The 12304-nt window shown below is 58.4% G+C and carries 12 protein-coding genes; 1 reads left to right on the plus strand and 11 read right to left on the minus strand.

Going from position 1 to position 12304, the window contains the following annotated elements:
* Positions 1-28: 28 nt before the first annotated feature.
* The 6 genes from ACOCG7_RS08905 to ACOCG7_RS08930 form a co-directional block, all read right to left on the minus strand.
* Positions 29-535, minus strand: a complete 507-nt coding sequence (locus tag ACOCG7_RS08905; RefSeq protein WP_416448106.1) for an H-NS family nucleoid-associated regulatory protein — start codon at positions 533-535, stop codon at positions 29-31.
* Between the two features lie 180 nt (positions 536-715).
* Positions 716-1714: a hypothetical protein gene (locus ACOCG7_RS08910; RefSeq protein WP_347143505.1), complete on the minus strand. Its 999-nt coding sequence runs from the start codon at positions 1712-1714 to the stop codon at positions 716-718.
* Complete coding sequence (locus ACOCG7_RS08915) at positions 1711-3549, minus strand: hypothetical protein (protein WP_347143506.1); 1839 nt, start codon at positions 3547-3549, stop codon at positions 1711-1713. The genes ACOCG7_RS08910 and ACOCG7_RS08915 overlap by 4 nt, the downstream gene beginning before the upstream one ends.
* Positions 3546-4826 carry a metallophosphoesterase family protein gene (locus tag ACOCG7_RS08920; protein ID WP_421375168.1) on the minus strand — a complete coding sequence of 427 codons (1281 nt, stop codon included), beginning with the start codon at positions 4824-4826 and terminating at the stop codon, positions 3546-3548. The genes ACOCG7_RS08915 and ACOCG7_RS08920 overlap by 4 nt, the downstream gene beginning before the upstream one ends.
* Positions 4827-4859: 33 nt before the next feature.
* Positions 4860-6125 (minus strand): IS256 family transposase, encoded by a 1266-nt coding sequence (locus ACOCG7_RS08925; RefSeq protein ID WP_421375170.1) that lies wholly within the window; start codon positions 6123-6125, stop codon positions 4860-4862.
* 152 nt (positions 6126-6277) lie between these two features.
* Positions 6278-7075 carry a Dam family site-specific DNA-(adenine-N6)-methyltransferase gene (locus ACOCG7_RS08930; RefSeq protein WP_347143508.1) on the minus strand — a complete coding sequence of 266 codons (798 nt, stop codon included), beginning with the start codon at positions 7073-7075 and terminating at the stop codon, positions 6278-6280.
* Between the two features lie 336 nt (positions 7076-7411).
* Here ACOCG7_RS08930 and ACOCG7_RS08935 point away from each other — a divergent pair, with 336 nt between their 5' ends.
* Complete coding sequence (locus tag ACOCG7_RS08935) at positions 7412-8677, plus strand: IS256 family transposase (protein WP_347143509.1); 1266 nt, start codon at positions 7412-7414, stop codon at positions 8675-8677.
* Between the two features lie 40 nt (positions 8678-8717).
* Here the strand turns inward: ACOCG7_RS08935 and ACOCG7_RS08940 are convergent, their stop codons facing one another.
* From ACOCG7_RS08940 to ACOCG7_RS08960, 5 genes are all read right to left on the minus strand, one after another.
* A complete protein-coding gene (locus ACOCG7_RS08940) occupies positions 8718-9125 on the minus strand; it encodes a hypothetical protein (RefSeq protein WP_347143510.1) in 408 nt (135 codons plus the stop codon).
* Positions 9126-9310: 185 nt separating this feature from the next.
* Positions 9311-9973, minus strand: coding sequence for a uracil-DNA glycosylase (locus ACOCG7_RS08945; RefSeq protein WP_347143511.1), 663 nt, complete (start codon positions 9971-9973; stop codon positions 9311-9313).
* A complete protein-coding gene (locus tag ACOCG7_RS08950; RefSeq protein WP_347143512.1) occupies positions 9970-11109 on the minus strand; it encodes a nucleoside triphosphate pyrophosphohydrolase family protein in 1140 nt (379 codons plus the stop codon). The genes ACOCG7_RS08945 and ACOCG7_RS08950 overlap by 4 nt, the downstream gene beginning before the upstream one ends.
* 3 nt (positions 11110-11112) lie before the next feature.
* The gene (locus ACOCG7_RS08955; protein WP_347143513.1) at positions 11113-11739 is read right to left on the minus strand and encodes a hypothetical protein; all 627 of its coding nucleotides are present in this window, start codon (positions 11737-11739) and stop codon (positions 11113-11115) included.
* Positions 11739-12206 (minus strand): TIR domain-containing protein, encoded by a 468-nt coding sequence (locus ACOCG7_RS08960; protein ID WP_347143514.1) that lies wholly within the window; start codon positions 12204-12206, stop codon positions 11739-11741. Before ACOCG7_RS08960 ends, ACOCG7_RS08955 begins: the two co-directional genes overlap by 1 nt.
* Positions 12207-12304: the final 98 nt, after the last annotated feature.

The following is a 12304-nucleotide window of genomic DNA, read 5'->3' on the forward strand; positions in this document are numbered from 1 at the left end:
CCACCGAAGCGTGGCCGCCGCTTGCGAACTACCTGGCAGCCGCCTTTTTCGCGGAATTCGTCGTTACTGCTGCGCTAACCCTGCCACCGATCAGGAATGCCCTACAGTCCCTCACGTTCGCAAACCATGCAGGTGCACGGCCACGTCCTCTCCAGGTAGCACCCGTTTTCGGATCGCGATATTTTGGCGACTGCGGACCGCGAATATAGTTGCCCACTCGCTTGCCGCTCTCGCGTTCGGTCGCCGGATACTGCACGCTGCCGCTAACCATAAACCTTCCTCGATCCTTCGCGCTGGCAATCCAGGCCGGCGCACGACCGCAACCTGTCCACGTGGCGCCGCTTTTGGGATCAACATACTTTGCAGAGCTGGGTTGTTCACCGCCGCCGATTTTGCTAGGTCGCCAACCACCTCTTGCGCCGCATATTTGCAACTCGAGGTCTCCCAACGTGACGCCATGCCGTTCTGTCAGCTCTTGGATCTTTGCTATAGCTGCCAGCGTCCGCTTCCTGAGCGCATCAGCCTCTGACTGCAATCGCGCAATCTTTACTTGGATGTTTTCCAGCGTAGCTATCGATGCCTCTTCGTCGTCAGAATGCCCGCGCTTTGCCTAGCGAAACACAAGGATGTCAATCTGGTAGCAGTACTATCGTTATGCAGTCACCTCAGAAGAGGAACACATGCGCCCCTCACAATGGACTGCAAGGCTTCAGCGTCAAACAGCAATCTCATTCAGATTAGTTCTTCCAGCCGAAAGCCGTACCCTTATTGTGGCGAAATACGACGATCCGGGACGCTCAACAGGTTGTTCGAGTTCCTCGCCGCTGACGTGCCAGACCGATACCTCACGATGAACGAGCGCTACAAGCAGCGACACTGCGAAAAGGATTTTTGGGCCAAATGGCAACAGCACCGGCTTGTATTGCCCCTTCATGCCGGCCACCAGACCGCCGAGCATCTGGAAAGTCTCAACCGGCTGTAAAACATCATAATCGAAGACCTGTGCGTCGCTGGCCGCACGTATCAGTTGGCGATTGTGCTGCTCGACCTTGGCTCTGTATCGCTTCTCAGGAGATTCAGGAACAAACAATACATAGTCCGAGGACTGGATATACTCCACCGCCCCCAGTGCCTTTCCCCGCTCATATCCAAGTCCGACGACTGTCCGCACAGGCAATCCAGCCCGCGAGATCCACCCCGCAAAAACGGGATGTACCGGCGCGACACGACGATTGGGTTCGAGTGAGCCGGTCACCGGCGGAACATAACGGGCCGGGTTATAGATCAACCACAGATCCACCTCGGACCATAGCGCCTGACTCGCCAGTACCGCAAACATACTTGCCACAATCCGCCGTGGCAGACAGCTTACGTCCACCAGAATCCGGAAGGGCTCCTGCCCTCTATTACTGCCTTCTGTGGTCCCTTCCGCGCTGCATGCTTCGAGAAGGCTTCGGAAAGCGCTCTCATCATAGATGAAGTACTCAAACCCGGCTCGCTCGTAAACGCTCGAAGCGCGAGGCGACGGACGGTCGTGAGTCTGGGCATGGATTGCGATTTTTCGTCCACATGAGGCTTTGATCAAACCCGGCACTTTCAACGCGCGACTCTCTCCGCTCACCGCGCAAACTGCCATATCAAATGAGGCGGCATTGTCAGCCACATCCGACAGATCGAACGCCTGCGCAGCTACCGGTATAAGGTGCTTGATCAAAACAGCGCTCCTTGGCGATGGCGTGCGTCGATAGTGTCTGCTCTCCTTCCGCTTCGCCTGGAAGCGGTGGCGTCAGCCAGGATGGTCGAAAGCGAAACGCTTTTCGTCGATCGAAGGGGTAGCCGAAATTCCGGCGCCAGCAGATAGGCAAGCCGGAACCTCTTGCCTTCCAGCGTACGGAAACCTCCCATCTCGTCCGGTTCAGACAAACTCACAACGGCTCCAAGGTTGATAGCGATCCTCAACGCCTTCTCAATTTCTCCATCAATGTGCGAGACCTCGAATGACAAGGGTATTTCTTCAATAAAGTCATCCTCCACCAGTCGGCGATTGAAATATGACCCTATCGTGGACAACAGTTCATACACCGACTTTGTTGTCGTGATCCCCATCGCCTGCTCCGTCGCTGCCGTTTGTAACATGGCAGAGAACGCCTCGGACGCTTGCTCGATCGCGTGATGCTGAACAGAGCGATCGATTGGCAACGGATCCGTTTCCCGAGTGCGCGAGATAATCATGTTGACCATCCCGATGAACCAGCGGGGGTTGCCTTCACTTATCGACGCAAGTGCCTCCCATCCCGTGTAGACGCTCAGGAGTTTTTTACGGCCCTTTCGACTGAGCACGGCACCGCGGAAGGCATTTCGAAACGCAACCAGTGGAGCAATTTTTCGAACCAGCGACAAGGATGTGTCCGGCGACGCTGCATCAAGATGCTTTTCATCAAGGAACCGGGCGAATGACTGATCCTTCGACCTCAGTTCCAGGAAATCCTGACTAAGTTTGTCCAACCGGTCGCTCGCACGGGCTCCATTGCCTTGCTCATCCGAGTCTCCTTCCCATGTTCTGCCGAAGACCTGCGTCGGCGTCTTCCCTGCCAAGGGCTTGTGATGCCCCACCCGAGAGTGAAACAGTTGATCGCAAAAACGCAGCGCAGAGACTTTCTCCGAATGCCACAGGTTGGTTTGCTTGTAGTCGTTCTTGTGGCTCGGTGGGCCGAGCGTATCAAGGCTCTCGGAAGTATGCGGTCCACAAGGGGCCAAGGCCACCTTGTAGAGCAATTTCCGGTTGGCTGAACGCAAACTGCCCAGCACCCGTCGCTGTAGCGAAGGGTGGGCAATCTCGAATTCGTCAAGCAGGAGTGCCCACTTGTGATCGATGCGCTTCGCTGCCCGGTCGATGATTGAAAGACCGACAGTCAAAGCCACGTCAAATGGCAGCGTTGCATACGGAAGGCGCGCATAGACATCCGATAGCGTGAGACCAGGTTTCGCAGCCAGCTCAAGAGCCCCGGAATGAATGTCAAGCATCCGGAATGCAAGCGCAGTCTCCAGACTGCCCATTGAAGCAATTTCGACGTCGAGTTTCCAGGCTTTCGCAATCTCGACAACCACCGACTCCAGGATTGGCCCCGGGATTGAGATTGAGCCGTGACAATCTTCGCCACTCACCGCACAGGACATTGTCGCCGCGGCAGACTGCAGAACATTGGTGCAAAAAGCAGCGGTCGTAACTGCCTCAAAACATTCATCACTCAGGCGTCCACCGCCGAGGCTTTCGACCATTGCGCCCCAGGCGATATCCGCTGGAACATAAATGCCAGTGTATCCGACCGCCGACCGCAGAGAGTCGGCCCGTTCATGACGCCAACTGCGAACCGCTTCAAGAGACAACATCCTCAGATATGTGGTCTTACCGCTACCACGAGGCCCCACGACCAGTGCATTCCAGTTGCCTGCGATTTCCCAAAATTCGTCGGACGGAACGAACGAACCGACCATTTCGTTAAGACGCAAATCTTTTGCGTTGAATGCTTCAAGAAATGAGATAGTCATGATCGCTTTCGCCCAGCTTCTTCATACTTCCCATCAACGTTGCTCGTGATGACAATGTTATGGCGTCTCAGCAGGCTTCGCTCAATCGACTTCATATCGCGTGGCGTCACATGACGCAGCCAGGGCACGTTCGAAATAATGTTCGCCCACGGCGTGGGCGCCGGAATCATTTGCGCTATTGCATCAGCCAGTTTGTCTGGATGGCCCCGCTCACCGAAACCGCAGCCCGTGTAAATGCCATCGAGCGTACTGTCCGACTGCTTCCAGCCACTTCCCAGATACCAGTTCCAAGCTCGAACCGTGCCCAGCGGGGAGCCGCCACCGGACGGAAGAACGATGTCGATCAGGTAAAACTGGTTGCGCAGCCGTAAGGATGCATCGTCGACAACCGCACCGAAGCTACTGGCAGCAAACACCACAGGCGGTGAAGCCCCGCCAGGTGCGTACGTTAACTTCCCGTGATGCTTGTGACCGTGGAATACTATCCAGTCTCCATGCTTCGAGAGTGTATCGAGCAGGCGCTGCCCGTTCTGCATGAAATCGTAGCTACCAAGGTGATGGTCTTCGTGCTGGATGGGATGATGGTGACAGACAAAGAGGTTCATTTTCGTCTGCGCTCCATCGGACCTCTCCAGGGCGTCATCAAGCCACGACAGAGCGCTTTCCGCAATGCGTCCTCGCTCATACTCCACGGGCACAGCGTTATGGCGCGCGCAACTGTTAAACACAACAAGGCGATAGCGAGGGTCGTTGTCGACGAGCACGTAGTCAGCCCCGAAGTAGTGAACTCGACGCTCGTGAGCGTGCGCTGGCGGAATCGTCGAGATGTGAACCGGATATGCCGGTTCAAGCTGTTTCAGGTTCTCGAACAGATCCGCCGCGTCATTGAGATCTCGCACCACGTTTTTCCCAGAGCCAAGTGCCCGGGACGTGACATCGTGGTTGCCCGTCGCAGACGCTGTCAACGATGCCTTTAGTTCATCACCGAGTGTGACCAGACATTTCCACGCCACATGCAGACCGACAGGATCCGCATACGTCGTGATGTCGCCTGGACAAAGCAAAACATCTGCTGTCAGACCGTGATTCTTCACAAGCGCCAGCAGCGAAGCCCACGGGTTATCACGACGCTTGAACTTCGGGCCTTCGGCGCTGACCACCTGGAGCCACGAGGCGTTTGGTTCGCCGGTGCCAGTACCGGCATAAAAGTGCGGGTCACTCAGCAAAGCGACCGTAAGTGTTACATCCCCCTGGTTCGACGATGGAGATAAGGTCAAGTCTGGTGTATGGGCGGTTAATGGCCGGCGACGTCAAGCGGCGAGTTTCTGCTGAACCGGTTGATCGCCTTGCACCGGCTCGCCGTCCCTGAAGGCAATGCCCTCCAGCAACAGCTTGATCTGCTCAGGGCCGTTGATGCGGCGCCAGGTTTTCTCGGCTTCCTCGATCAGCTTGAATGCCAGACCGAGGAAGGTCGGTCGCGACACGCAGTTGCGCGTGCGCGTGGTGCGATGACGCACGGTCGCGAACGTCGACTCAATCGCATTCGTCGTGCGCAGGTGCTGCCAGTGTTCGGCCGGAAAGTCGTAAAAGGCCAGCAGACTCTCCCGGTCCTTCTTCAGCGTCTCAGTCGCCTTCGGGTATTTCGCCGCATAGACCGTCACGAAACGATCGAACGCGACATACGCGTCGGCGCGCGTCGCGGCCATCCAGATTGCCTGCAGATCCGCCTTCGCGCGGCCTTGCTGCGACTTCGGCAGTGCATTGAGCACGTTGCCCATTTTGTGAAACCAGCAGCGCTGGCCGCGTGTCGCAGGAAACACTTCTTCCAGCGCCGCCCAGAAGCCCATTGCGCCGTCCCCAACTGCCAGGAGTGGTCCGGTCTGCAGGCCACGCGATTTCAGATCGAGCAGCAGCTCCTGCCATGACGCCTTCGACTCGCGATACCCGTCCCCGATCGCGACACGCTCCTTGCGCCCATCCGGCCTGACGCCGATGATCACCAGCAGGCACTGGCCGTCCGAGTTCTCACTACGCAGGCCGGTATGAATGCCGTCGATCCACCAATAGACGTAGCGCGACTTCGACAGATCACGCCGGCTCCAGTTGGCATGCTCATCGGCCCACTGCGCCTTCAGCCGGCTCACCACGTTGGCCGACAGGCCTTTGGCGTCATCTCCCAGCAGCACGCTCAGCGCCTCGCTCATGTCGCCCGTCGAGATGCCTTTCAGATACAGCCACGGCAACGCGGCACTCACGCGCGGCGATTTCCTCACGTACGGCGGCACGATCGACGAATTGAACTTCACACCTGATCCTGATCGATCCCGAACCTTCGGCACCTTCACCGGAATGGGGCCGGCTGCTGTCAGCACCTCGCGCTCCGGCAAATAGCCGTTGCGTACCACGGCACGCTGGCCGTGCAGGGTCTTGACGTTCTCGAACCGTTCCAATAGCGCCGACAGCTCCGCCTCGATGGCCTGCTGAATCACCTGCCGCGCTCCCTGCCGCACCAGTTCGTCCAGACCCAGACCGGCCGCCGATAGACCGACGACTTCTTTTTCCGTAAACTTGTTCATGGTGGATGGTTTGTTGTTTGCTGGTTTCCGACTTCGACAATCAGATTCTCAGCTGAAACCTCCACCGCCTTCAATCTCCCGCCTTAACTCCCCCGTACACCAGTTCCGACTTTAGCTCTCGACGATGAGGCTTGCACCGTTAAAGATCCATTTCAGTAGTTGGTCACGAGGAGTTCTTCCGCCTTTCCGCGATGCCCGCAGAAACCGGCGACGTTTCTGTGTACAAGCAGGCTGCGAATGTTCCACCCGCGTGCACTTAACGGTTCATGCAATGCGCTCGACGATGAGTATGAAATCAGGATCTTTGCCCCACGATCCGATGCTGCAAGCGTGGCATCGATAAATCGAACAAGGTCGCGGTCCCGAAAACTGTCTCGCCCGTATTCACCGCGATCCCTCTTTCCAGAAGTGGAATACGGCGGGTCCATGTACACAAAGTCCCCGGAGCGCGCCTGCTGCAAGACGGGTTCGAAATCGTCCTGCACGAGGTCTGCATGTCGCAGGTGGCGCGCAAATGCACAAAACTCCTCTTCAGACGGGATATGAAGACGGCCCCGGCCACGAGGCACATTGAACCTTCCAGCCCGATTCGTCCGGTAGACACCGTTGAAGCAGAAGCGATTGAGGTAAATAAACCTCGCAGCCTGCGAGCGTTTGCTGAGCGTCGCCTCGTCAAGATCGCGCAAGTAGTAGTAGTAGTCCGGCTCAGTCGGCATCGCACTTACCTCGCGCCAGACTGCATGCGGGAACGCCCTCACACTCCTGTACGTGGCAACCAGCGAGCTGTTCGCGTCGCCCAGGATCGCGGGACAAGGCGCAAGACTCAGGTAGAGCGCACCGGATCCCGCAAAAGGCTCAATATAGCGTCGAAACTTCGCCGGCATTGCCGCCTGCAGCACGTTCAGGATCGGCCGCTTGCTACCCGCCCATCGGATGATCGGTGTTGTCAACGCGCCTCCGCGCTTGTTGGTCTGTTATCGCGCGCTATTATATCGTCCACAGGTCCTGCCCTACTCACCAGTCACGCCGGACGACGTGCGCCCGGGGACGCAGCTCGAGATGGCACCGTCAAGGCCAGCGACGACAAAGCCGGGCTTGCCGAGATCGAGCACCGCATCGGGCTCGGTCGGAACACCAGCCTGGGCCTTGTTTGTATCTCACCATCTTCCACCGAGATAAAGTCGAAACTGGTGTACGGGGGGAGGCGGGAGATTGAAGGCGGTGGAGGTTTCAGCTGAGAATCTGATTGTCGAAGTCGGAAACCAGCAACCAACAAACCATCCACCATGAGCAAGTTTACGGAAAAAGAAGTCGTCGGTCTATCGGCAACCGGTCTGGGTCTGGACGAACTGGTCCGGCAGGGAGCGCGGCAGGTGATCCAGCAGGCAATCGAAGCAGAGCTGTCGGCGCTGCTGGAGCGGTTCGAGAACGTCAAGACCTTGCACGGACAGCGTGCCGTGGTGCGCAATGGCTATCTGCCGGAGCGCGAAGTGCTGACAGCGGCCGGCCCCATTGCGGTGAAGGTCCCGAAGGTTCGCGATCGATCAGGATCAGGTGTGAAGTTCAATTCATCGATTGTGCCGCCGTACGTGAGGAAGTCGCCGCGCGTGAGCGCCGCGCTGCCGTGGCTGTATCTGAAGGGCATCTCGACGGGCGACATGAGCGAGGCGCTGAGCGTGCTGCTGGGAGATGACGCCAAAGGCTTGTCGGCCAATGTGGTGAGTCGATTGAAAGCGCAATGGGCCGACGAGCACGCCAGCTGGAGCCGGCGGGAGCTGTCAAAGTCGCGCTACGTGTATTGGTGGGTTGACGGCATTCACACTGGGCTGCGAAGCGAGAACTCTGACGGCCAGTGCCTGCTCGTGATCATCGGAGTGAGGCCAGATGGACGCAAGGAGCGTGTGGCAATCGGCGACGGGTATCGCGAGTCGAAGGCGTCCTGGCAAGAGCTGCTACTCGAGCTGAAGGCGCGTGGCTTGCAGGCCGGTCCGCTGCTGGCAGTCGGTGATGGGGCGATGGGCTTCTGGGCTGCGCTGGAAGAAGTGTTTCCTGCGACACGCGGCCAGCGCTGCTGGTTTCACAAGATGGGAAACGTGCTCAACGCGCTGCCGAAGTCGCAACAGGGACGCGCGAAGGCAGACCTGCAGGCGATCTGGATGGCCGCTACGCGCGCCGACGCATACGCTGCGTTCGATCGTTTCGTAACGGTCTACGCGGCGAAATATCCGAAGGCGACCGAAACTCTGAAGAAGGACCGTGAGAGCCTGCTGGCGTTTTACGACTTCCCGGCCGAGCACTGGCAGCATTTGCGCACGACGAATGCGATTGAGTCGACGTTTGCGACCGTGCGTCACCGCACTACGCGCACGCGCAACTGCGTGTCGCGACCAACCTTCCTCGGCCTGGCATTCAAGCTGATCGAGGAAGCCGAGAAAACCTGGCGCCGCACTAACGGCCCCGCACAGATCAAGCTGTTGCTGGAGGGTATTGCCTTCAGGGACGGCGAACCGGTGCAAGACGATCAACCGGGTCAGCAGAAACTCGCCGCCTGAAGTCGAACGCTATCAAGCTGCCCATACACCAGAGTTGACGTTATCTCTCTTCCACCCAGGCAGACCAGACGTCGGATCGCGGCGCCATCCAGTCGCGCATCGGAGTCAGCTCGCCGCCATGCTCGCCCTCCGCCTCGGCAGGCACCCCCTGGACCACAGCGAATTGCCGCGTTTCTATCTCCTCGATCTGCTCAGGGGCCTGGGCATACTTCTGCGCGCGCACGAGCGTCAAGGCTTCGACTTTCCCAGCGGCGTCAATAAACGCCCGCGCGGCTTCTTCCAATGGTTCGGTAAAGCCCGGATGACTGCCGTGAATGACGGCGCCTGCTTCATTGAATATCGCTGCACAAAACCGTTTGACCAATAGACATATCTCCTCATTGTGGGTTTCCGGGACGGATCCCGATTGATGAACACGTACGCCCGCACGAGGTTGCCTGGAAGCCATTGAGATATCCCGTTGATGAGCGGTTGAATTCGACGAACCGGTCGCCACCGCACTGCGGACAACATCCACGCAGCCTCATTGGGGCGACGTCGTGGCAAGGTCGCCACCGATCGCAGGAAAAGCTGCAGCATGGACGCTAGCTGCGTCTGTCAAGCGACCCTGTATTCGTCAAGGGAAGTAAGGGGTCAAAACAGTGAGTCCGCCCTCGCCGAATGCCGATACAGATCGGCGATCTGCTGCTGAAACTGCGTCTGTCCTCCATAGCTGGGGTGTCTCACGCAAATCACAGGCACGGAACCGGTAATGCGATTCGCCGCGGCTGCGGCGTCGTTGCCGATGGCGACGATCCGAGCCGGCCGTAGCAGGACGATGAGTTGCTGCAGCAGTTCTTCCCCGGCACGTCGTTCGCGGGCATTATGTTGCCGGTTCGAGAAGGGATCGCCCGCATCATGCGGATGAAGCGGGAAGACATTCCACAGGAAAATGCGGGCATCAATGTGCTCCAGCATGTTCCATATCACCGCGGCAGTCCGCTCCGACACCGCGCTACCTTTCGTCGGGCGCTCTTCGGAAAGCTCAAGATTCCATCGTCTGGCATGCTGACTGATATGGACGTCGTCAGTCAGCGCCAGCCCTGTACGACGCCCCCCCCGGTATCCGAGGTCCCGCCCTATCCAGATTGCGTCCACTGGCTCCTGCACCGCGCACCACACCATGGCGGAAAGCGCGGCTGCACGGCGACGTGGCGCGTCACGCCGGTCATGCACTTCGCAACGATCCGAATAGGGATTGAAACAGTCTTCAAACTGCAGCGAGGCCACTGCCTCAACAAACGGATGGATCTTCATTCCTTTGGCTCAAGTGGCAGATAGGCAATGGTACGTTGTTCCCGACTACCAACGATCCAGCCGCCTTCATTTTCTTTCATTTTACGGAATACCGCATAGCCGTCCAGGATCGCCCGCTCCCAAAGCTTGAGCGGGCATTTTTCGACTTCGTAGCCATTCACGAATTCACCGATGGTCTTCAGGATCCCAAGAGAAACCTTCTTCTGGCTCTCGAAGAAATTGAGTTCCTTGGCCTTCGAGAAAATCCAGGCCGTGAGCCCTTCTTCAACAACGATCGCCCGCCCGCCATCCTGCTCTTCATCGTACCTCGAATTGCTCTTTCGCTTATGCTTGATCAACGCGCGTATTACCGGCGACCAGTGCAATATCGCCGCATACGCGAAATGAAAGACGTCGTGAAACCGGTAACCATCGCGGTCAGCGATATTGTCGGTCAGAGGATCCCCGATGAAAACGTCGTTGCACTGAAGGTAGCTCTTGCCGCTGCCGCGCTGGTTGACCCTGATCCGGAATTCCCTGGGCAACTGCTCTTCGCGTCCGAACGCCCTGTCGAAATCAAGGCTGGCCAGATCGGCCGTCCCGGGCTCCAGAAACGCCCCGCGCGCTTTCCGGATATTGCCACGCGCCACGTCCGAGAAAGCGAGTTTTGCCGCATGCATCGCATCCAGATAGGCCCGGGCAAATGCGACCAGACCGGCGCGATCCGGAGCGACCGATCCGAGCAGCGCTGCGGCCGACTGCCCCAGTCGCACCAACGTCGTGTCAAGCGGAACGGGAACGGCGACCGGCACCGCGATGTAGGCCATCGCGCCTTCCATGACATCGCTCGCCGCTCCCACGTTCCTGAAGTTGCCGTGATTCGCCGCCTCGGCGAACACTTCTTCAAGCGGGACATCGAGACGTCGGCAGATGGCAGCCAGATACCACAGGGTATCGCCGAATTCTTCTTCCGCCGCCTTGCGGAACCCCGGGAAGGCAGATTGCTCGCGCACGTGCTTCTTGGCCGTCGTCATGATCCCGCCGACCTCGCCATACAGCCCTTGGAGCACGGGGCTGAAATCGCTCCGACCAAGAACGTCCGTGGGTGCAATCTGCGCCGCGTAGTCGGACAACAATAGGGTGCCTTCCTTCTTCATCGATCACCTGCAAAGCGTCAACCATTCGAAAGGCGCGCCCTGATACCCCGTCGCCCCCAGACTGCGAATCCACTGTTCAAGGCCGGCGACCAGCAATGGATCGTCGAACGTCGTCAGGCCGATCCCCGACTTGCACAGCAGACGACCTTGCTGGTCTTTCAGGTCTTCGGGAAACGCGGGACCCTCGCCGCCAAAATAGATAAAGTCGTCGCTGACCAGCACCCGGTTTACACCCGTGTCCCTACACACGTGATCCGGATTGAGCGAGCCGTCGGGCAGCGAGTGGAACGAATCGCGCTGTTCCCACGGTGCCTGCGGCCCATCCCTGAAGTAAATGTTGTCGCCACAACTTTGCTTGCGGCTTCCGTGACGAAATGGCTTCTTCGGGCCGAAACGCGAATCTGCGCCATATTCATCGAATGTGAGCGTGTCCGTGACCCGCATCGCGTACACCAGATGCCCGCCACGACGCACGCTTCGATCGTTGCTGCCGCTGCCAACCACCCAATCGCCAACGGACGCGCTGCGCCGGATCGAGGGCTTGCAGGTGGCGAGTGTGCAGTAGCCGTAGAAGGGATTGGGTGCGAAGCCGCTGTCGTAGCGCACCACGTAAGAGTGAACGCGGGCCATCAGCAGGGATGCCGCTTGAGGGGGACGGGATCGCAGGAGCCGCCATCCGGCTTTTCCCACGTATCCTTGCCGTTGATCGCATCGATGATGGCATCGCCATTCCAGCCCACCATCGCATCGGCATATTGCTTCAACGCCTCGGGAAGATCGCATTCCTTCTCGCCATGCTCCCAGACGCCGACGATACGCTTCCCCTGCTTGGCCGCATATTCGATCTCCCAGTTCACCCATTCACTGTCCTTCGTGAGCGGGGAGACGTAGCAGACGAACACGCCGGCCCAGTTGATCGCAGGCGCGAGGATCTGCGTCTTGATGTAGTGCTCGTCGGTCGCATTGTTGAATTTCCCAGTGTGAATCGAGGAATCCCGGACGTCAACGCCTTTTGGCGCCAGCAGATCCTTGAACTTCTGGAGCCCCGCATCGTCCTCATGGACGTGACTGATAAATACGTTTCTTTGTTCTGCCACTTCCCGCCCCCGTAGACGTATGACAAACATCGACGATCGTCACCGCTTGCACGATCGACTGCATTTTGGAAAACTGCTCTCAATCTGATCAAAAACAG

Origin of the sequence: Paraburkholderia sp. DD10, assembly GCF_049177125.1 — a bacterium.
Taxonomy (GTDB): Bacteria; Pseudomonadota; Gammaproteobacteria; order Burkholderiales; family Burkholderiaceae; genus Paraburkholderia; species Paraburkholderia terricola.

Bases quoted from the DNA above. Each gene is read 5' to 3' on its own strand.
- ACOCG7_RS08915 (WP_347143506.1), bottom strand. From the start codon at position 3,549: ATGACTATCTCATTTCTTGAAGCATTCAACGCAAAAGATTTGCGTCTT.
- ACOCG7_RS08925 (WP_421375170.1), bottom strand. From the start codon at position 6,125: ATGAACAAGTTTACGGAAAAAGAAGTCGTCGGTCTATCGGCGGCCGGT.
- ACOCG7_RS08935 (WP_347143509.1), top strand. From the start codon at position 7,412: ATGAGCAAGTTTACGGAAAAAGAAGTCGTCGGTCTATCGGCAACCGGT.
- ACOCG7_RS08940 (WP_347143510.1), bottom strand. From the start codon at position 9,125: ATGGCTTCCAGGCAACCTCGTGCGGGCGTACGTGTTCATCAATCGGGA.
- ACOCG7_RS08945 (WP_347143511.1), bottom strand. From the start codon at position 9,973: ATGAAGATCCATCCGTTTGTTGAGGCAGTGGCCTCGCTGCAGTTTGAA.
- ACOCG7_RS08950 (WP_347143512.1), bottom strand. From the start codon at position 11,109: ATGAAGAAGGAAGGCACCCTATTGTTGTCCGACTACGCGGCGCAGATT.
- ACOCG7_RS08955 (WP_347143513.1), bottom strand. From the start codon at position 11,739: ATGGCCCGCGTTCACTCTTACGTGGTGCGCTACGACAGCGGCTTCGCA.